The organism is Streptomyces lasalocidi (assembly GCF_005280215.1).
GTDB lineage: Bacteria > Actinomycetota > Actinomycetes > Streptomycetales > Streptomycetaceae > Streptomyces > Streptomyces longwoodensis.
Genome location: NZ_SZNQ01000001.1, coordinates 2698342 through 2718172 on the forward strand (window position 1 = coordinate 2698342; position 19831 = coordinate 2718172).

At 73.8% G+C, this 19831-nt stretch carries 11 protein-coding genes; all 11 read right to left on the minus strand.

Going from position 1 to position 19831, the window contains the following annotated elements; genetic code table 11:
• Positions 1-63: 63 nt before the first annotated feature.
• Positions 64-4338: an Rne/Rng family ribonuclease gene (locus tag E4U91_RS11990; RefSeq protein ID WP_137306843.1), complete on the minus strand. Its 4275-nt coding sequence runs from the start codon at positions 4336-4338 to the stop codon at positions 64-66.
• A gap of 281 nt (positions 4339-4619) precedes the next feature.
• A complete protein-coding gene (locus tag E4U91_RS11995) occupies positions 4620-5402 on the minus strand; it encodes a TIGR03936 family radical SAM-associated protein (protein WP_137306844.1) in 783 nt (260 codons plus the stop codon).
• Between the two features lie 46 nt (positions 5403-5448).
• Positions 5449-6714, minus strand: coding sequence for a hypothetical protein (locus E4U91_RS12000; protein ID WP_479681759.1), 1266 nt, complete (start codon positions 6712-6714; stop codon positions 5449-5451).
• Positions 6715-6800: 86 nt separating this feature from the next.
• On the minus strand, positions 6801-9425 hold the full coding sequence (locus tag E4U91_RS12005) for a SpoIIE family protein phosphatase (protein WP_137306845.1): 2625 nt from the start codon (positions 9423-9425) through the stop codon (positions 6801-6803).
• Between the two features lie 63 nt (positions 9426-9488).
• On the minus strand, positions 9489-11438 hold the full coding sequence (locus tag E4U91_RS12010; RefSeq protein WP_137306846.1) for a TIGR03960 family B12-binding radical SAM protein: 1950 nt from the start codon (positions 11436-11438) through the stop codon (positions 9489-9491).
• A gap of 78 nt (positions 11439-11516) precedes the next feature.
• Positions 11517-13121 carry a CYTH and CHAD domain-containing protein gene (locus E4U91_RS12015; protein WP_137306847.1) on the minus strand — a complete coding sequence of 535 codons (1605 nt, stop codon included), beginning with the start codon at positions 13119-13121 and terminating at the stop codon, positions 11517-11519.
• A 76-nt stretch (positions 13122-13197) separates the two neighbouring features.
• Positions 13198-14397: a rod shape-determining protein RodA gene (gene rodA, locus E4U91_RS12020; protein ID WP_137306848.1), complete on the minus strand. Its 1200-nt coding sequence runs from the start codon at positions 14395-14397 to the stop codon at positions 13198-13200.
• Complete coding sequence (gene mrdA / locus E4U91_RS12025) at positions 14394-16679, minus strand: penicillin-binding protein 2 (RefSeq protein WP_137306849.1); 2286 nt, start codon at positions 16677-16679, stop codon at positions 14394-14396. The genes rodA and mrdA overlap by 4 nt, the downstream gene beginning before the upstream one ends.
• 130 nt (positions 16680-16809) lie before the next feature.
• Positions 16810-17481: a rod shape-determining protein MreD gene (mreD, locus tag E4U91_RS12030; protein ID WP_137306850.1), complete on the minus strand. Its 672-nt coding sequence runs from the start codon at positions 17479-17481 to the stop codon at positions 16810-16812.
• 15 nt (positions 17482-17496) lie between these two features.
• A complete protein-coding gene (gene mreC / locus E4U91_RS12035; RefSeq protein WP_137306851.1) occupies positions 17497-18453 on the minus strand; it encodes a rod shape-determining protein MreC in 957 nt (318 codons plus the stop codon).
• A gap of 161 nt (positions 18454-18614) precedes the next feature.
• Positions 18615-19634 carry a rod shape-determining protein gene (locus E4U91_RS12040; protein ID WP_030779466.1) on the minus strand — a complete coding sequence of 340 codons (1020 nt, stop codon included), beginning with the start codon at positions 19632-19634 and terminating at the stop codon, positions 18615-18617.
• Positions 19635-19831: the final 197 nt, after the last annotated feature.

The following is a 19831-nucleotide window of genomic DNA, read 5'->3' on the forward strand; positions in this document are numbered from 1 at the left end:
ACGGCCGGAGCCGCCGCGGCCCGCGGGCCCGGATCCGGGGATCCGGGCCCGCGGGCCGGCGGGTCAGTCCTCCGTCGAGGCGGACACCGACGGGGCGCTCTGCTCCGCCGCCACCGTCTTCTTGGCGGTCGCCTTGGCCGCCTTCTTGGCCGTCGTCTTCTTGGCGGCCGTCTTCTTCGCGGCGGTCTTGGTGGCCGTCGTCTTCTTGGTGGCGGCCTTCTTCGCCGTGGCCTTCTTGGCGGTCTTGCGGGCCGTCTTCTTGGCCGGAGCGGCCTCCGCCTCGTCGGCGGCCGGTGCCTCCGGCGCCTCGGAGGTGGCGGACGCGTCAGCCGTCTCGGACGCCGACGGGACCACCACGACCGCGGCCTCCACGGGCGCGGTGGGCGCCGTGGCCTTGCGGACCGCGCGGCGCCGCGGGCGGGCCGGGGCCGCGCTCTCGACGGCCGGCTCGGCGGCCGGCTCGGCAGCGGGGGCCTCGGCGACCGGTTCGGCGGCGGCCTGCGGCTGCTCCGCCGGGGCCTCGGGCTCCTGCGGCGCGGCGGCCGGCTCGGTGACCGTCACCACGGCGGCCTCCGCTCCCGCCGGCGAACCGGCCGGGGCGGTCGCCTTGCGGGTGGCGCGACGACGCGTACGGCCCTTGGGCGCGGCGTCCTCGGCGGGCTGCTCCGGCGCGGCCGGTGCCTCGACGACCGGGTCCTCGACGGCGACCGGCTCGGCGTGCGCCCCGGTGGCCTCGGCCGGCACCACCGGGCGCTCGGCCTCCGCCTCGGCGGTGACGTCCTGCGCGGTGGGCGCGTCCGCCGTGGCCGGCGTGGCCGCGACCTCCGCGGTGCCCGCCCGCTTCGGCGCGCCCGCCGGGGCCGACGCGCGACGGCTCGTCCGGCGGCGCGACCGGCCGCGGGAGGCGGCCGCCTCGGCCTCGGCGACGCTGCTGTACAGCTCCTCGTCCGGGGCGAAGTCCGGCGAGGGCAGCGCGACCGGCTCGCTCACGCGCTCCGTGTCGTGCTCCGCCGACGCCGACCCGGCGACCTCGGGGGCCTCAGGGGCCTCGGTCACCTCGGCGACGGCCTCGTGCTCGTGACCGTGGTCGTGCTCGTGGCCGTCGCCACCGCGCCCGCGCTTCTTGCGCTTGCCGCCGCCGCCCGTGGTGGTCGGCTGGTCGAGGTGGACGATGACCCCGCGTCCGTTGCAGTGGACGCAGGTCTCCGAGAACGACTCCAGCAGACCCTGTCCGACCCGCTTGCGGGTCATCTGGACCAGGCCCAGCGAGGTGACCTCGGCGACCTGGTGCTTGGTGCGGTCCCGGCCCAGGCACTCCAGCAGGCGCCGCAGCACCAGGTCCCGGTTCTGCTCCAGCACCATGTCGATGAAGTCGATCACGATGATGCCGCCGAGGTCGCGCAGCCGCAGCTGGCGCACGATCTCCTCGGCCGCCTCCAGGTTGTTCCTGGTGACCGTCTCCTCGAGGTTGCCGCCCTGACCGGTGAACTTGCCGGTGTTGACGTCGACGACGACCATCGCCTCGGTCCGGTCGATCACCAGCGAACCGCCGCTGGGCAGCCAGACCTTGCGGTCGAGGGCCTTGGCCAGCTGCTCGTCGATCCGGTAGGTGGCGAAGACGTCGACGTCGGAGGTCCACTTCGACAGGCGGTCGGTGAGGTCCGGCGCGACGTGCGCGACGTACCCGTGGATCGTCTGCCACGCCTCGTCGCCGCTGACGACGACCTTGGTGAAGTCCTCGTTGAAGATGTCGCGCACGACCCGGACGGTCATGTCCGGCTCGCCGTACAGCAGCGTCGGCGCGTTGCCGTTCTTCGCCTTCTTCTGGATGTCCTCCCACTGCGCCTGGAGCCGCTCGACGTCGCGGCGCAGCTCGTCCTCGCTCGCGCCCTCGGCGGCGGTGCGCACGATGACGCCCGCGTCCTCGGGGACGATCTTCTTGAGGATCGTCTTCAGCCGTGCCCGCTCGGTGTCGGGCAGCTTGCGGCTGATGCCGGTCATCGAGCCCTCGGGCACGTAGACCAGGTAGCGGCCCGGCAGGGAGACCTGGCTGGTCAGACGGGCACCCTTGTGGCCGATCGGGTCCTTGGTCACCTGGACCAGGACCGGCTGGCCGGACTTCAGGGCGGCCTCGATGCGCCGGGGGCCGTTGGCCATGCCGAGCGCCTCGAAGTTGACCTCACCGGCGTACAGGACGGCGTTGCGGCCCTTGCCGATGTCGATGAAGGCGGCCTCCATCGACGGCAGCACGTTCTGGACCCTGCCCAGGTAGACGTTGCCGACGTACGAGGTCGACTGCTCCTTGTTGACGTAGTGCTCGACGAGCACGCCGTCCTCCAGGACGCCGATCTGCGTACGGTCGCCGTGCTGGCGGACGACCATCACGCGCTCGACGGCCTCGCGCCGGGCCAGGAACTCGGCCTCGGTGATGATCGGCACCCGGCGGCGGCCCTGCTCGCGGCCCTCGCGGCGGCGCTGCTTCTTGGCCTCCAGACGGGTCGAGCCCTTGATGGACTGGACCTCGTCGGACGGCTCGGCGGCCTTGCGCGGCTCACGGACCTTGACGACGGTCCGCTCGGGGTCGTCGTCGGACGACTCGCCGTCGGAGCTGCCGTCACCGGCCCGGCGACGGCGCCGACGACGACGCCGGCTGCCCGCGGTCGACGGACCGGAGTCCTCGCCGTGCGCCTCCTCGGCGTCCTCTTCCTCCTGCTCGGCGGTGTCCTCGGCGTCCTGCGCGGCCTGCTCGGCCGACTGCTCCTCGACGTCGGACTCGCCGTCCGTGCCCTCGGCGTCGCCCTCGCCCGCGTCACCGCGGCGGCGACGGCGGCCACCCCGGCGGCGTCGGCGCCGCGAACCGGTGTCCTCGCCGTCGTCGCCCTCGGCGGTGTCCTCGGCGTCGTCGGCGTCCTCGGGCTCGTCCGGCTCCTCGGCGGCGGGCTCGGGCTTGCGGGCCGTCTCCGGCGTCTGGAACGCGGGCTCGGGGGTCTCGTCGCCCTGGGTCGCGCCGCGGCGACGGCGGCGGCGCCGGGAACCGGCGCCCTGCTCCTCGGGCAGCTCCTCGGCCTCGGGGGCCTCGGGCTCCGCCACGGCAGCAGCGGCCTCGGCGGCGGCCCGCTCGGGCGTCTGGAAGCTCGGCTCGGCGAACACCGGCTGCTGGAACACGGCCACGGCGGGCCGGGCCGGCTTGCGCGGCGCGTCGTCCTCGCCACCGCGCTCCCGGCCGCCACGGGCGGGCTCGGAGAAGCCGACGGCGGCCTTGCGGACGACCCGGCGGCGGCCGCGGCGTCCGGTGGTCTCCTCGGCGGCCTGTTCCCGCCCGGTGGGCGCCTCGTCGGCGACGGGCGCCTGCGCGGCGGTGCCGGCGGCCTGCGCCGGGGTGGCGGAGGTGTCGGCGGCCACCTCGGCGGCGGTCTCGGCGGCCTCCGCCTCGTCAGCACGGGCGGCGGCGGTGTCCGGCGTGGCCACCCGGCGGGTGGCCCGGCGGCGGCCACGGCGGGGAGCGGCGTCCTCGGCCTGGGCGTCCGCATCGGTGACGGCGGGGGCGGCGGGCGCGGCGGGCGCCTCGACGGTCTCAGGGGCCTGAGCGACGGTGTCGTCGGCCTCGGCGCTCTCGGCGGCCTTCGGCGCGCCGGCGGGCGAGGACGCCCGGCGGGCGGCGCGACGACGCGTGCGGGCCGGGGGTGCCGCCTCGTCGGCGGGGGCGGCCTCGGTGGACGGCGTCTGCGTCACCGTCTCCGTCACGGCGGGCGCCTCGGCGTCACCGGTCGCGGGCACGACGGTCTCGGCGGCCTCGGCCGCTGCCGGGGCACCGGCGGGCGCGGAGGCGCGGCGGGTGGCCCTGCGGCGCGAACGGCCGGCGGGCGCGGGCTCCTCGGCGGGCTCCGAGGCCGCGACGGCCTCCGGGGTCCCGGTGGCGGGCGCGCTCACCTCGGCGGCGGGGGCCGCCGCGGGCACCACGGTCTCGGCGGCCTCGGCGGCGGCCGGCCCGGTGGGTGCGGAGACCCGGCGGGTGACCCGGCGCCGGGCGCGGCGCGGCGCCGCCTCCTCGTCGGAGGCGACGGAGGCCGCGGCGTCGGCGGCCTGCAGGGTGTCGGCGGGTGCGGAGGCGTCCGGTACCGCGGCGGTCGCGGCGGCCTCCTCGGCCTCGTCCGTCTCGGTGTCCCCGTCGGCCGTCACGGCCGGCAGGGTGGTCTCCGCAGGAGCCCCGGAGCCCCCGGCCGGCGGACCGGCGGGGCGCGATGCGGCCCTGCGCCGACGGCGCGGCGGCAGGGTGTCGCTGGGGGTGTTGTCCTCGGAGCCCGTGGTGGACTCGGTGGGTTCGGTCGGCTCGAGCATGCGGGCGTTTCTCCCGTCAGGCTCCCGGGCGCCGCACCTGGTCCGGTGTCGATCCTGGGATCGACCACCGTTGACGTCCGCGGCTCGCGCGATGCGCGGTGCCGCCGTCCGGGGCGCGGGCGCCGCACGGGAGCTCTCTGTGTCCTGTCTCGCCGGTTCCGTACGCCGATTTGCGTACGGCCTGGCGAAAGTCTTCAAGTCTTCTGGTCGACGCGCTGCCCGACCCAGGTGGCTCCCGAGTCCGAGGGCGGCGCTACGACGTCCGTCCTTCGCGGGACCTTCTACGCCGGCACCGACGCGGCGGCGGCGTGATCGGCCTTGTTCAGGGCCGTCGTCGCCTCGCGGTCGGGCGCGAGCGGGTCGGTCACCGTGCCGGTCTCTTCATCGAGCAGCCCCTGCGCCAGCCTGGTCACCGCTGCGGGGACCGGCGGCGCCAGGTCGGCCACGGCGCGGAGACCGGACAGGACGTCGTCGGGTCGAACGGCAGGCGTCACGTGCCGAACAACCAGCCGCAGTATCGCACAGGGCTGGTCGCTCGGCCTATCAGCCCGCGAACTGTGCGTTTCCGCCGCGGGCAGGCTCTGCAGGTCCACCACGGCGGAACGGGCGTCGAACGTGCGGACGCCGTTCTTGGTGAGGCGCTGCACCTCGACGGTGTCGGCCGCCCGGAAGGCGGCCACCGCACGGTCGGCGTCGGCCGGGTCCACGCCGTCGAGCCGCAGCTCCCACACGGAAGCCGTCAGCCGGTCGGCGAGCCCCGACGTGTGCGCCTCGACCGCCTCGACCACGTCGAGCCCGGGGGGCAGCGACTCGTCGAGGAGGACGCGCAGCGTCTCGGGGTCACGCGCCGCGGTGAGCGCGATCTCCAGGTACTCCGCCTCACTGCCCGTGCCGGTGGGTGCGGCATTGGCGTACGACACCTTCGGGTGCGGCGTGAAGCCGGCCGAGTAGGCCATCGGCACCTCGGCACGGCGCAACGCACGCTCGAAGGCGCGCTGAAAGTCACGGTGGCTGGTGAACCGGAGGCGGCCGCGCTTGGTGTAGCGCAGTCGGATGCGCTGCACCGCGGGTGCGGGCGGCGGGCCTTCGGGCTGTCGCTTGCCCAGTGTCCTAGTCCTTCGTGAGATGCGTGAGTGCGGTGGTACTGCCATCAAGAGTACGTCCCGCGGGCCGCCGGGGTTCCCGGGAGGCCGGGGCGTCCCCCTGCGGGTGTTCCCCGAACAGCGCGCGACGAACATCGGCGCGGGCCTGCCGTACGGTCTCCCGGGCCGCGGCGACGGCCTGCCGGGCGGTCCGTCCGGCGCCGCGCACCGCCTCCGCGACGGGCCGCAGCACGGCGTCCCGCACGACGTGGCCCACCGGGGTGAGCACGCCGCGGTACACCCGGCGGACCGGTTCCACGACGACCCACCGGAAGAGGGCCGCCAGGAACCGGCCGACGGCCACCGAGACGTACCCGGCGACCCGCCAGGCGTGCCCCAGGGCCTCCCCCACCTCGCGCCCCACGACCACGAGGACCCGTCCGACGGGCACGAACACCCACCGCCAGGCCGCCACCGCGGGCACCACCAGGAGGACCCGGCCGGCCCACACGAGCGCGGCCACGACCCCGGCGACCACCACCCCCAGGAGCCGGACGACGCCCCGCACGCACCGGGCGAGGGCACGGCCGGCCGGGGTGAGCACCCGGGCATACAGCCGGACGGCGGGCACGACGACGAGGTACCGGACGAGCCACCGCACCGGCACGACGACGAGGTACACGACCGCCCACCGCACCGGCACGACCACGAGGTACCGGACCGCCCACCGCACCGGCACGACCACGAGGTACCGGACCGCCCACCGCACCGGCACGACCACGAGGTACCGCCCGAGCCACACGGCGCCGGTCCACAGGCCGGCCCCGACGGCGGCGAGGACGGCGCCAATCCCCCTGAGCAGCCACCACGCGCCCTGTCCCACGGGCGTCAGCACGCGCGCGTACAGCCACACCAGCCCCCGGCCCAGGGGCGCGAGCAGGTACCGGTGGGCCCACCCGGCCGGCACCACGACGAGCACCCGCGCCAGCCACGCGAGCCCGCGCCCGGCCGGTACCAGCACCCACCGCCACAGCGCGACGAACGGCCACACGCACACCGCCCGCGCCAGCCACGCCAGCGCCCGCCCGACGGGCCGCCCCACCGTGCGGTGCAGGAACCGCCCGGCGGCGGCCAGCGCGTCCCAGGCCATCCGCACCGGCACGACCAGCACCAGCGCGACGATCCGCACGGGCATCCGGATCGCGACGACGAGGCAGCCCCCGGGCTCCCCGGACGCCCCGGCCCCGCCCGGCCCTCGACCGGACGGTTCCGGCGGCCGCTTCTCCAGCTCCACGTGGTCCATACCGACGTAGACGCGGCCGGGGGCGGGACGGATGCAGGGCGGCGGCCCGGGTCGGCCCGCAGTGCGAGGAGTCGGCCTCAGGCCGGGGGGTCGGGGGGCGTCGGGCGGAGGGCGAGCAGGGCGACGTCGTCCGTGGTGTCGGCGCCGAACGCGATGACCAGCTCGTCGCAGAACACCTCCAGCGGGTCCCCGGCGTGGGCGGCGGCGTGCCGGCCCAGGCGGGTCATCGCGTCGCCGAGGGACTCCCCGCGGCGTTCGATGAGCCCGTCGGTGAACAGCAGCAAGGTCGAGCCGGGCGGCAGCGACGCGCGCGCGGAGGCGCGCGGCAGGTCCGCGTCCATGCCGATGAGCACGCCCCGGCCCCCGTCCAGGTAGCGGGCCCCGCCCGACGGCGTGATCAGCAGTGGCGGCAGGTGACCGGCCGACGAGTAGTGCCACTGCGTCGCCCCGCCGTCCTGCTTGACCACGCCGTAGACGCAGGTGGCGGTGGAACGCTGGTCGAGGGTGTGGCTCGCCAGGTCGAGGCGGCGCAGCACGTCGCCGGGCGGTTCCTGCCGGTCGACGGCGATGCCGCGCAGCATGTTGCGCAGCGCGCTCATCGCGACGGCCGCCTTCAGGTCGTGCCCGGCCACGTCCCCCACGACCAGCGCGGTCTCCCCGCCGGGCAGGACGAAGACGTCGTACCAGTCGCCGCCGACCTCGGCCGTCGCGCTGGACGGCAGGTAGCGCGCGGCCAGCTCCAGGCGCTCGTGACGGGGCAGGGTGGGCAGCAGGGCGCGCTGGAGCTGTTCGGCGCTGGAGTGGACGGACTGGTGCAGCCGCGCGTTGTCCACCCCGAGGGCGATGCCCCGGACGAGTTCCGCGATCAGCGGGACGTCCCGCCGGGTGAAGGGGTGCTCGTCCCGGACGCGCACCAGGGTCAGGGCGCCGAAGATGCGTCCTTGCGCCCGCAGCGGCGCGACGACGGCGCTGCTCCCGCCGAGCCGGTCCACCAGCGCCCGTTGCCGCGCGTCCACCCGGCTGTGGCCCCGGCCGAGCGGCGGTGAGTCCGTCAGCAGCAGCGGGCCCGCGCCGCGCAGCACCCGCGGCAGGGGTCCGCGGGCGTCGGCGGTGAGCGGCGGGAACCTGCCGAAGTGCTCCTCGGCGATCGGCACCCGGTCGTCCCGGTGGACGATGCAGACCCGCACCAGCCGGCCCTGCTCGTCCAGCAGGTCGGCCGTGCACCAGTCGGCGAGTCCCCGGGTCAGGACGTGGCACGTCCGGCGCAGCCCCTCGTCCACGTCGAGCGTGCCGGCCAGTGCCTGGCCGGTGTCGGCGAACAGCTCCAGCCACTCCGGCGCCGCGGTGCCCGCGCGCAGGCCCCGCGTCCTGCGCGGGGTGGTCCGCCCGTGCGGGGTGGGCGGCACCGGCCGGGTGGCGGGCCGGTCGTCGGACGGGGCGGGGGGCGCGGTCGTCGCGGAGAGCTGGGCCACGAACACGGTGCGGCCGTCGACCGCCTCCTGCGTCTGGACGGCGAGGCGCACGGGGATCTGCCGGCCGTCGCGGTGCAGCGCGGGTACCGGTACGGACCGGCCGAGGATGCGGGGCTCGCCGGTCAGCAGCAGGGAGGTGAAGGCCGTCAGGTGGCGGTGGCGCAGGTGCTCGGGCATCAGCACGGTCAGGCGCTGTCCGACGAGCTCGTGCGGCTGCCAGCCGACCAGGCTCGCCGCGGCCTCGTTCACCGCGATGATCCGGTTGCGGTCGTCGGCCGCCACGGTCGGCACGTGGGCGGCCTCGGCCTCGGCGGGGTCCCACGGCCCCAGGTCCCTGCTGACCGCGCCGGGCAGGCCGGGTGCCAGGGTCCACGCGGTGGCGGGTCCGCCGGACAGCTGGCCGGTGATCTGGTCGAGCAGCCACTGCCGGAAGGCCCGGATCTGCGGCAGCGCGGGCAGGGTGAGCAGGCTGCCCTGCTGGGCGAGCGCGTCGGCCTCGTCCAGGACCCGGCGCAGCGTGGCGACCGCGGGGGCGGCGTCGGCGGGGAAGGCGACGCGCAGGGAGAGCGTCGCACTGTCGGGGGTCTCCCGCTCGACGGCGGCCGTCATGCAGGCGGAGACCAGGTGGCTCGCGTCCTGGGCGACGACGAGGTCCCGCGGCGGCACACCGGTGCCCGGCTTCCCGCCCGGGTCGGCTGCGGCGAGGTGCACCTCGCGCAACAGCCCCTCGCCGTGCTGCTGCGCCGCCCCGTACAGCGCGTGGGGCACGTCGCTCAGCGTCACGCCCACGCGCGCGACGGAGGGCGCCACCGTCTCCCAGGGGGACAGCGGGGGCACGGGCGCGCCGGGCCACAGCTCGAACCAGACGGTCTTGCGCTCCGCACCGCTGTGCACCCCGTGGCCGGCGGACAGCTCCTCCACCAGCGCCAGACCCCGGCCGGTCGTGGCGTAGGGGTGGCGGCCGCGCGGCACCAGCCCGCGGTCGGGACGCCGGTCGGCGACCCGTACGTGGGCCTGTCCGTCGACCGTCCAGGCCCATACCTCCGCCTCGGTCCGCGCGTGCAGGACCACGTTGGTCACCAACTCACCGGCCAGCAGCGCGGCGGTCTCCACCAGGTCCGGGGCGGCACCGTCGAGCGCCGACCGTACGAACGAGCGAGCCGCCGCGACGTTCTCCGGCTCGGGAGCCAGGCGCCACGACGGCACGCCGGGAGGGACGGGACTGCCCATGTCGGCTGGGTGCCCAGAAAGACCTGCCCGAAAAGGACGAAAGCCTCAACCGGGGCGCTTCACTCAGTGCGCGTGTCCGCTCCCCGCCGACTGCTTCACCGTCAGCGGCAGCAGCTTCTTGCCCGTCGGGCCGATCTGGATCTGGGTGTCCATCGCCGGGCAGACACCGCAGTCGAAGCACGGCGTCCAGCGGCAGTCGTCGACCTCGGTCTCGTCGAGGGCGTCCTGCCAGTCCTCCCACAGCCAGTCCTTGTCCAGACCGGAGTCGAGGTGGTCCCAGGGCAGGACCTCCTCGTAGCCGCGCTCGCGGGTGGTGTACCAGTCGACGTCCACGCCGGACGGGGCCAGCGCCTTCTCGGCGCACGCCATCCAGCGGTCGTACGAGAAGTGCTCGCGCCAGCCGTCGAAGCGGCCGCCGTCCTCGTAGACCGCCCGGATGACCGCGCCGATGCGGCGGTCGCCCCGGGACAGCAGGCCCTCGACGATGCCGGGCTTGCCGTCGTGGTAGCGGAAGCCGATCGAGCGGCCGTACTTCTTGTCGCCGCGGATCTTGTCGCGCAGCTTGGCCAGGCGGGCGTCCGTCTCCTCGGCGGAGAGCTGGGGCGCCCACTGGAACGGCGTGTGCGGCTTGGGCACGAACCCGCCGATGGAGACCGTGCAGCGGATGTCGTTGGCCCCGGAGACCTCGCGGCCCTTCTGGATCACGCGGGTCGCCATGTCGGCGATCTGCAGGACGTCCTCGTCGGTCTCGGTCGGCAGGCCGCACATGAAGTACAGCTTCACCTGGCGCCAGCCGTTGCCGTAGGCCGTGGCGACCGTCCTGATCAGGTCCTCTTCCGAGACCATCTTGTTGATGACCTTGCGCATGCGCTCCGAGCCGCCCTCGGGGGCGAAGGTCAGGCCGGAGCGGCGGCCGTTGCGGGTCAGCTCGTTGGCCAGGTCCACGTTGAAGGCGTCCACCCGGGTGGACGGCAGGGACAGGCCGATCTTGTCGTCCTCGTAGCGGTCCGCGAGGCCCTTGGCGATGTCGCCGATCTCCGAGTGGTCCGCGGAGGACAGGGAGAGCAGGCCGACCTCCTCGAAGCCGGTCGCCTTCAGGCCCTTCTCGACCATGTCGCCGATACCCGTGATGGAGCGCTCGCGCACCGGGCGGGTGATCATGCCGGCCTGGCAGAAGCGGCAGCCGCGGGTGCAGCCGCGGAAGATCTCCACCGACATCCGCTCGTGGACCGTCTCGGCCAGCGGCACCAGGGGCTGCTTGGGGTAGGGCCACTCGTCGAGGTCCATCACCGTGTGCTTGGACACCCGCCACGGCACGCCCGACCGGTTCGGCACGACGCGGGCGATCCGGCCGTCCGGCAGGTACTCCACGTCGTAGAAGCGCGGGATGTACACCCCGCCCGTCCGCGCCAGGCGGAACAGGACCTCCTCGCGGCCGCCGGGCCGGCCCTCGGCCTTCCACTCGCGCACGATCCGCGTGATGTCGAGGACGGCCTGCTCGCCGTCGCCGATCACGGCCGCGTCGATGAAGTCGGCGATCGGCTCCGGGTTGAACGCGGCGTGCCCGCCGGCCAGGACGATCGGGTCGTCGACCGTGCGCTCGCGGGCCTCCAGCGGGATGCCCGCGAGGTCCAGCGCGGCCAGCATGTTCGTGTAGCCCAGCTCGGTCGAGAAGGACAGGCCGAACACGTCGAAGGCCTTCACCGGGCGGTGGCTGTCCACGGTGAACTGCGGGACGCCGTGCTCCCGCATGAGGGCCTCCAGGTCCGGCCACACGCTGTAGGTGCGCTCGGCGAGGACGCCCTCCTGCTCGTTGAGGACCTCGTAGAGGATCATCACGCCCTGGTTGGGCAGACCGACCTCGTAGGCGTCCGGGTACATCAGCGCCCAGCGGACGTCGTTGCCGTCCCAGTCCTTGACGGTGGAGTTGAGCTCGCCGCCCACGTACTGGATCGGCTTCTGCACATGCGGGAGCAAGGCTTCGAGCTGCGGGAAGACCGACTCGACAGACATCGCGGGATTACCTTCGTGAGCTGACAGGAGTGACCATCCAGCCTAACCCGCCCACGGGGCCCGCCCGACCGCCCGGCGTCACACCGCCGTCGTCCGCCGCACCTTCTCCCACCGCTCGGGCAGCGCCGCCTCGCTCAGGGCCGCCCGGTGCTCCTCCCGGCCGTACAGCACGCCGTACGTGAACGCGCTCTCCCCCGCCGCGTGCGCGACGGCGGCCAGCTCGCCCAGGGTCGTCCGCGCCATCACGCTGTCCTGGTGCTCGCCCAGCACCTTCTGCACGGACTTGACGGACTTCACCAGCTTCCTGGCCGGCGCACCGAGCGCCGGTTCGGCCGCCTCGGCCGCGTACCGGGTGCGCTTGGCCCGCTTGCGCGCCTCGTGCAGCGCCACGTCGCGCTCCTGCCCCGGGGGGAGCCACAGGGCCTCTTCGACCAGCACCGACAGCTTCCGGACGTCCTTGCGGACCGCCTTGGCGGCCACCTTCGCGGGCTTCGCGGCCGCCGCCCGGCGCAGCGGCGGGTCGGCGAGCAGGGCGTCCAGCGCGTCGAGCAGGTTCAGGTAGCGGCGGGAGTCGAGGACGCCGATCAGGTGCCGGCGGGAGCCGCCGTGCCGTTCCCGGGCCCAGCTGTGCAGCCGGTCGTGGACCGGGCCGGCGACGAGCGTGGCGGGCAGGTCGTCCAGGGCGGCGGTGAGGTGCGCGGTCAGCACCTCGCGGTCGCGGTCCACGCCCAGCTCACCGGCCAGCCACTTCAGCTCCGCGCCGACCGGGTCGGTGACGGCGCGGTCGAGGACCTTGGCGTAGCTGCGGAAGGCGCTGCGCGTGCGGCGGGTGGCGACCCGCATGCTGTGCACGGCGTCGGGCACCTCCTGGCGGACGGCCGGGTCGAGCGCGACGATCGCGTCCCGCTGTTCGCGCAGGTACGCCAGCACGTACGCGCCGGCCGTGACGTGCCCGCCGGACGAGCCCTTCTTGCCGCCGCCGCCCTTGCCGGAGCCCGCCCCGCCCGGACCCTCCTTGCCGGAGCTCTCCTTGCCCGGGCTCTCCTTGCCCGCGCTCCCCGCGCCGGCACCGGCGTCGAGGGGCCCGGGGTCCGTCTCCGCCAGGGCCCGGGCCAGCTTCGACGGGGACTTCGCGGGCCGTACGCCCGCCTTGCGCAGCCGCTTGTCGACCCGGTCCAGGAAGGCCGGGTCGCCGCCGTCGGCCAGCTCGACCTCGATCTCGGTCCACTGTGCCGTGCCGCTGCCCCCGCTCAGCCGCTCGGCCCGCACCGTGTCCAGGCTGACCTCGGCGAGCAACGCCCCGTCGGCGTCCACGAGGTGGCGCACGTCGCGCGCGGAGCGCAGCCGCACCACGGGCACCGGCTCGCCGTCCCGGACGCGGGAGCGCACGAGCGCCGCCAGGGCGGGCGGGAGGGTGCCGGACAGCGGGGCCCGGATCTCGTCCCGTACGCCCGGGGAGACCGGGAGCTTGAGGTGCCAGCCCGCGTCGGAGCCGCCGGTGCGGCGACGCAGGGTGATGGAGGCGGCGGCGAGCCGCAGGTCGGGCGTGTCGTAGTAGGTGGCGTCCAGTTCGGCGACGCCCTGGTCGAGGACGGCGGCCACCCCTGCTACCCCGGTCAGGTCCGGGAGTCCGCTGTCGTCGGCTGCGTACTTGCGTTCGATCTCGCGCTTCGTCTCCGCCATGAGCCGACTCTAGTTCCGGCCGGAGCGCGACGGCAGTGCGCGGGCGGTGCGCCGGGGCGTGGCCGGCGCACCGTCGTCACGCCGACAGCGGTCGCTGCACCTTGATCGACTGCAGCAGCCCCACCGCCACCCACACCGCGAACATCGACGTACCGCCGTACGACACGAACGGCAGCGGCAGGCCCGTGACCGGCATGATGCCGAGGGTCATGCCGACGTTCTCGAAGGCCTGGAAGGCGAACCAGGCCACGATCCCCGCGGCGACCACTGTGCCGTACAGGTCGCTGGAGTCGCGGGCGATCCGGCAGGCCCGCCACAGCACCACACCGAGCAGCACGATGATCAGGCCGGCGCCGACGAAGCCCAGCTCCTCGCCCGCGACCGTGAAGACGAAGTCGGTCTGCTGCTCCGGCACGAACTGCCCGGTGGTCTGCGAGCCGTGGAACAGCCCGGCGCCGGTCAGCCCGCCCGAGCCGATGGCGATCCGGGCCTGGTTGGTGTTGTAGCCGACGCCCGCCGGGTCGAGCTCGGGGTTGGCGAAGGCGGCGAAGCGGGCGATCTGGTAGTCGTCCAGGATGTGCAGCTGCCAGACCGCGATCGCACCCGCGGCGCCCGCGCCGAGCAGGCCGAAGACCCAGCGGTTGGAGGCGCCGGAGGCCAGCAGCACGCCGAGCACGATGATCACCATGACCATGACCGAGCCCAGGTCGGGCATCAGCATCACGATCAGCATGGGCACCGCGGCCAGGCCCAGCGCCTGGAGCACCGTGCGGTGGTCGGGGTAGGGCTTGTCGCCCGCGTCGACCCGCGCCGCCAGCAGCATCGCCATGCCGAGGATGATCGTGATCTTCACGAACTCCGAGGGCTGGAGCGAGAAGCCGCCGCCGAGCACGATCCAGGAGTGGGCGCCGTTGACCGTGGAGCCCAGCGGGGTGAGCACCAGCAGGATGCCGAGGACCGACAGGCCGTACAGGACCGGCACCGCGTTGCGCAGGGTGCGGTGGCCGAGCCAGATCGTGGCGATCATCAGGGCCAGCCCGATGCCGGTGTTCATGGCGTGCCGGATCAGGAAGTAGTACGGGTCGCCCTGGTTGATCTCGGTGCGGTTGCGGGTCGCGGAGAAGACCAGCAGCGAGCCGATGAAGGACAGGGCGATCGCCGCGAGCAGTATCGGCCAGTCCAGCCGCCGGGCCATCGCGTCCCGGGCGAAGACCCGGGTCCAGCCGGCCCGCTCGGGGCCGTACCCGGAGACGGAGAAACCGTTCGCGCCGGTCATGTGCAGACCCTCCGGCTTCCTCGCCCGCGGCCCCGTCGGCGCTGCCGGCGCCGGGTGTCGCGGTTGGTCGTCCCGGTCGACCCGGTGGTCGCCGCGGGCTGGGTCCCGTCGGGTGCGGCGGTCCCCTGCGAGGTGGCCTTCTGGGCGGCCTCCTCGTCGGCCAGCGCGTCCTTCGCCGGGTCCTTGGAGATCTTCGGCGAGGTGATCGAACCGTCCGCCTGGATCTTCGGCAGGGCGGTCTGCGGCGTGGGGAGCAGCGCCTTCTTCTTGTCGATCGAGCCGTCCGCCTGGACGCCGTACATCGCGCTGTAGATGTTGCGCACCGCCTCACCGGAGGCGCCCGAACCCGTACCGGCCTGGGCGATGGTCATGATGACCGTGTAGTCCTTGGTGTAGGTGGCCAGCCACGAGGTGGTCTGCTTGCCGTAGACCTCGGCCGTACCGGTCTTGGCGTGCAGCGCGATCTGCTCCTGCGGCCAGCCGGTGAACTTCCACGCGGCCGTACCGCGCGTCACCACGCCCGCCAGGGCCGCGTCCATGCCCTTGAGGGTGGCCTTGGTGATCGGCAGCCTGCCCTGCTTCCTCGGCTTGATCTCGCTGACCGTCCTGCCGTCGGCGCTGACGATCGCCTTGCCGATGGTCGGGTGGTACATGGTGCCGCCGTTGGCGAGGGCGCCGTAGATCACGGCCTCCTGGATCGGCGTGACGAGGGTGTCGCCCTGGCCGATGGAGTAGTTGATCTCGTCACCGGCGCGCATCTTGTTGCCCTCGAGGCAGTTCTCGTACGCGATCTTCTCGACGTAGCTGCCGTCCTTCTTGCCGGACCTGCACCAGGCGTCCTTGTTGGCCTTCCAGTAGCTCTCCTTCCACTGGCGGTCCGGGACGCGGCCGGTGACCTCGTTGGGCAGGTCGACGCCGGTCTCCTTGCCGAGGCCGAACTGGTGCGCCGCCTTGAAGAAGAAGTCCTTCGGCTCGCCCTTGGCCGGGTTGATGCCGCCGTCCTTCTTCCACTCGTTGTGCGCGAGGCCGTAGAAGACGGTGTCGCAGGACACCTCCAGGGCCCGGCCCAGCGAGATCGGGCCGAAGCTCTCGCCCTCGAAGTTGTTGAATACCTGGCCGCCCACCGAGTAGGCGCTGGTGCAGGGGTAGTGGCCGTCGAACTCGTAGCCGGCCTCGACCGCGGCGGCCGTGGAGACCACCTTGAACGTCGAACCGGGCGCCGCCTGACCCTGTATGGCGCGGTTGAGCAGCGGGTAGTCGGACTTCTTGCCGGTGAGCTGGGCGTAGTCCTTGGCGGAGATGCCGCCCACCCACACGTTCGGGTCGTAGGTCGGGGCCGAGGCCATGGCCACGACCCGGCCCGTCCTGGCCTCCATCACCACGACCGCGCCCGAGTCCGCCTTGTAGTTGGTCCCGGTGATCTTGTCGAACTGCTGGCGGGCCTTCTTCATGGCGGCGTTCAGCTCGTACTCGGCGACCCGCTGCACGCGGGCGTCGATGCTGGTGACGAGGTTGGAGCCGGGCTCGGCCGGGGTCGCCTCGGCCTCGCCGATGACCCGGCCGAGGTTGTCCACCTCGTAGCGGGTGACGCCGGCCTTGCCGCGCAGCTGCTTGTCGTACTGGCGCTCCAGGCCGGAGCGGCCCACCTGGTCCGAGCGCAGGTACGGCGAGTCGGTGTCCTGGGCCTGCTGGATCTCGTCGTCGGTGACCGGCGAGAGGTAGCCGAGGACCTGCGCGGTGTTGGACTTGCCCGGCGCCGCGTAGCGGCGGACGGCCTGCGGCTCGGCGCTGATGCCGGGGAAGTCCTCGGCGCGCTCGCGGATCTGCAGGGCCTGCTTGGGCGTGGCCTCGTCGGTGATGGGGATGGGCTGGTACGGCGAGCCGTTCCAGCAGGGCTGGGGGGTCTTGGCGTCGCACAGCCGGACCTTCATCATGACCTCGGCCGGGGCCAGGCCGAGGACTCCGGCCAGCTTGGTCAGCACCGCCTTGCCGTCGTCCTTCTGCTTCAGCAGGTCGGTGCGGGAGGCGGAGACCACGAGCCGTGTCTCGTTGTCGGCGAGGGGCACTCCGCGCGCGTCCAGGATCGAGCCGCGCACCGCGGGGTCGACGACCTGCTGGACGTGGTTGCCGGAGGCCTCCTTGGCGTACGCCGCGCCCTCACGGATCTGGAGGTACCACAGGCGCCCGCCGAGGGTGCCGAGGAGGGAGAGGACGAGGATCTGGATCACGATGAGCCGGATCTGGACGCGTGGCGTCCGGCCGGTCTCGGGAATGTTGGTCACTGCGGCTGCCTCCCCCTCTCGACGCCGTACGGGTGTGCGGCCACTCGCGACCGCGTACGAATCATGAACGACGGGCCGGTGCGGCCCGGTTCCGGCCGGGGCTCCCCCGTCCGGGTGAACTCCGCGCGCCTCACAGCCGCTTGACCCCCTTGATGCGCCCGGCCCGGGCCGTGCGCGCGCGGGACGCCTTCATGCGCAGGCCGCCGCGCTGGCCGCCGATGCGCAGTCCCGTGCCGGAGGCGAGCCAGCCGGAGGAGATGTCGGTGGCCTTGGCGGCCGAGGTGGTCTCGGCCAGCGGGTCGTTCTCGGCGCGGCGGGCCAGCGCCATCACGGCGGGCACCACGAACGGCGCGAGCAGCAGGTCGTACAGCGCGGCGCTGAACAGCAGCCCGGGCAGGCCCACGTGGCGGGCGGCGGTGTCGCCGACCAGGGCGCCCACCCCGGCGTACAGCAGCGTGGAGCCGACGGCGGCGCCGACCACCACCAGCATCGGGCCGGTCGCGGACTTCAGGCGGCCGTTCTCCGGCTTGACGAGCCCGGCCACGTAGCCGATGACGCACAGCACGAGGGCGTAGCGGCCGGCCGCGTGGTCGGCGGGCGGGGCGAGGTCGGCCAGCAGTCCCGCGCCGAAGCCGACGAGGGCGCCGCCGACGTGGCCGTAGACCATCGCGAGGGCGAGGACGGTGAGGAGCAGCAGGTCGGGGACGGCGCCCGGCAGGTGGAGGCGGGCGAGGACGCTCACCTGGACCACCAGGGCGACGACGACCAGCGCCGTGGAGAGCAGGATCCGGTTGACGCGCATGGGGGAAGTCAGCTCCTACTGCTGCTCTGGCCGGCCGTCTTGCTGCCCGCCCACGGACGTCCCGGCGCCCGGGGTGACCGTGACGGTGACCGTCGGGGTGGGCGTCGGCTTCGGCTTGGCGGGCAGGACCGTGTCGCGCGGGTCCTTCTTCGGGGCCTGGACGACGACGCCGACGACGTCGAGCTGGGTGAAGCTGACGTACGGCGTGACGTAGAGGGTGCGGGTGAGGTCGCCGCCGGAGGGGTCGACGCGGGAGACGATGCCGACCGGGACGCCGGGCACGAACGGCTTGTCGGCCTGCGAGCCGAAGGTGACGAGCCGGTCGCCCTTCTTCACCTCGGCCTTGCCGTTGAGGAGTTCGACGCGCAGCGGGCGGTCGCCCTGCCCGGAGGCGAAGCCGAGTTCGTCGGTGGACTCCATGCGGGTGCCCACGGTGAAGTCGGGGTCGTTGGCGAGGAGCACGGTGGCGGTGTGCGGGCCGACGGTGGTGACCCGGCCGACGAGTCCGTCGCCGTTGAGGACGGTCATGTCGCGCTGGATGCCGTCGTCGGCGCCGACGTCGATGGTGAGGGTCCAGGAGAAGCCCTGGGCCGCTCCTATGGCGATGACCTGCGCGCCCTTGATGCCGTACTGGCCGTCGCCGGCGATCTTCAGCATCTTGTCGAGCTGGGCGAGACGGCTGCGGTTGCGGTCGTCGCTGCCGAGCTTCGCCTTGAGCGCGGCGTTCTCCTTCTCCAGCTCGGCGAGCCGGTCGTGGCGCTCCCCGGAGTCGCGCACCGCGGAGACGGCGTTGCCGACCGGGTCGACCGCGGAGGACACGCCGTCCTCGATGGGACCGAAGGCCGCGGCCGCGGCCTGCCGGGCACCGTCGACCGGCGAGTCCTGCCCTCCGCGGATGTCCACCGTGATCAGCGCGAACGCGACGGCGACCAGCAGCACCAGCAGCAGCCGGCTCTCTTTCGTGTCCCTCACGTGCGGCGGCCGTGCCCTTCCCTCTAGGAATTCGGGTGACCCGGTCCCGGACGGCGCGACGCCGACGGGTCCGCGGGGTCTTTCGTGGGAGCTTATGCCTCGGTAGCGACGATCCGCCGCACGAGAGAGGTCGTCCCGTGCGGCGGCATCGAAGCGTTACGTCATCTGCGCGGCGCGGCGTCCAGGACCTGCTGGAGGGCCTCGAACTCCTCGACGCACTTGCCGGAGCCGAGGGCCACGCTGTCCAGCGGGTCCTCGGCGATGTGGATCGGCATGCCGGTCTCGCGCCGCAGCCGCTCGTCCAAACCGCGCAGCAGGGCGCCGCCGCCGGTCAGCACGATCCCGCGGTCCATGATGTCGCCGGACAGCTCGGGCGGGCACTTGTCGAGCGTGGTCTTCACGGCGTCCACGATGGCGTTGACCGGCTCCTCGATCGCCTTGCGGACCTCCGCGGCGGAGATGACGACCGTCTTGGGCAGTCCCGAGACGAGGTCCCGGCCGCGGATCTCGGTGTGCTCGTCGGAGTCGAGGTCGTACGCCGAGCCGATGGTGATCTTGATCTGCTCGGCCGTCCGCTCACCCAGCAGGAGGGAGTACTCCTTCTTGATGTGCTGGATGATCGCGTTGTCCAGTTCGTCACCCGCGACGCGGATGGACTGGGCGGTGACGATGCCGCCGAGCGAGATGACCGCGACCTCCGTGGTGCCGCCGCCGATGTCCACCACCATGTTGCCCGTGGCCTCGTGGACCGGCAGGCCGGAGCCGATGGCCGCGGCCATGGGCTCCTCGATGATGTGCACCTGGCGGGCGCCGGCCTGGGTCGACGCCTCGATGACGGCGCGTCGCTCGACGCCGGTGATGCCGGAGGGCACGCACACGACGACGCGCGGACGGGCGAGATACCGCCGCTTGTGGATCTTCAGGATGAAGTAGCGGAGCATCCGCTCGGTGATCTCGAAGTCGGCGATCACGCCGTCCTTCAGGGGGCGCACGGCGACGATGTTGCCCGGCGTGCGCCCGATCATCTTCTTCGCTTCGGCGCCGACCGCGAGGATGCCACCGGTGTTGGTGTTGATCGCGACGACGGACGGCTCGTTCAGTACGATCCCGCGACCCCTGACGTACACCAGCGTGTTGGCGGTCCCGAGGTCGACAGCCATGTCACGGCCGATGAACGACATTGAGTTCCCCATCAGGATTCGTCTGGCCTTCCCACGAGCTTTTGAGGGCTTTTCAGGTCGGCGAGGTGGGTGCTGTGACGTGAAGGCTTCCATCGTAAACGCGCCTGCACGAACACTGCGCGAGGGTCCTGGCCATTGTCAGCAGATGACCGGCCGGGCCGCTTGGTGAGACGACCCATCGGGGGCACGCGTTCCCC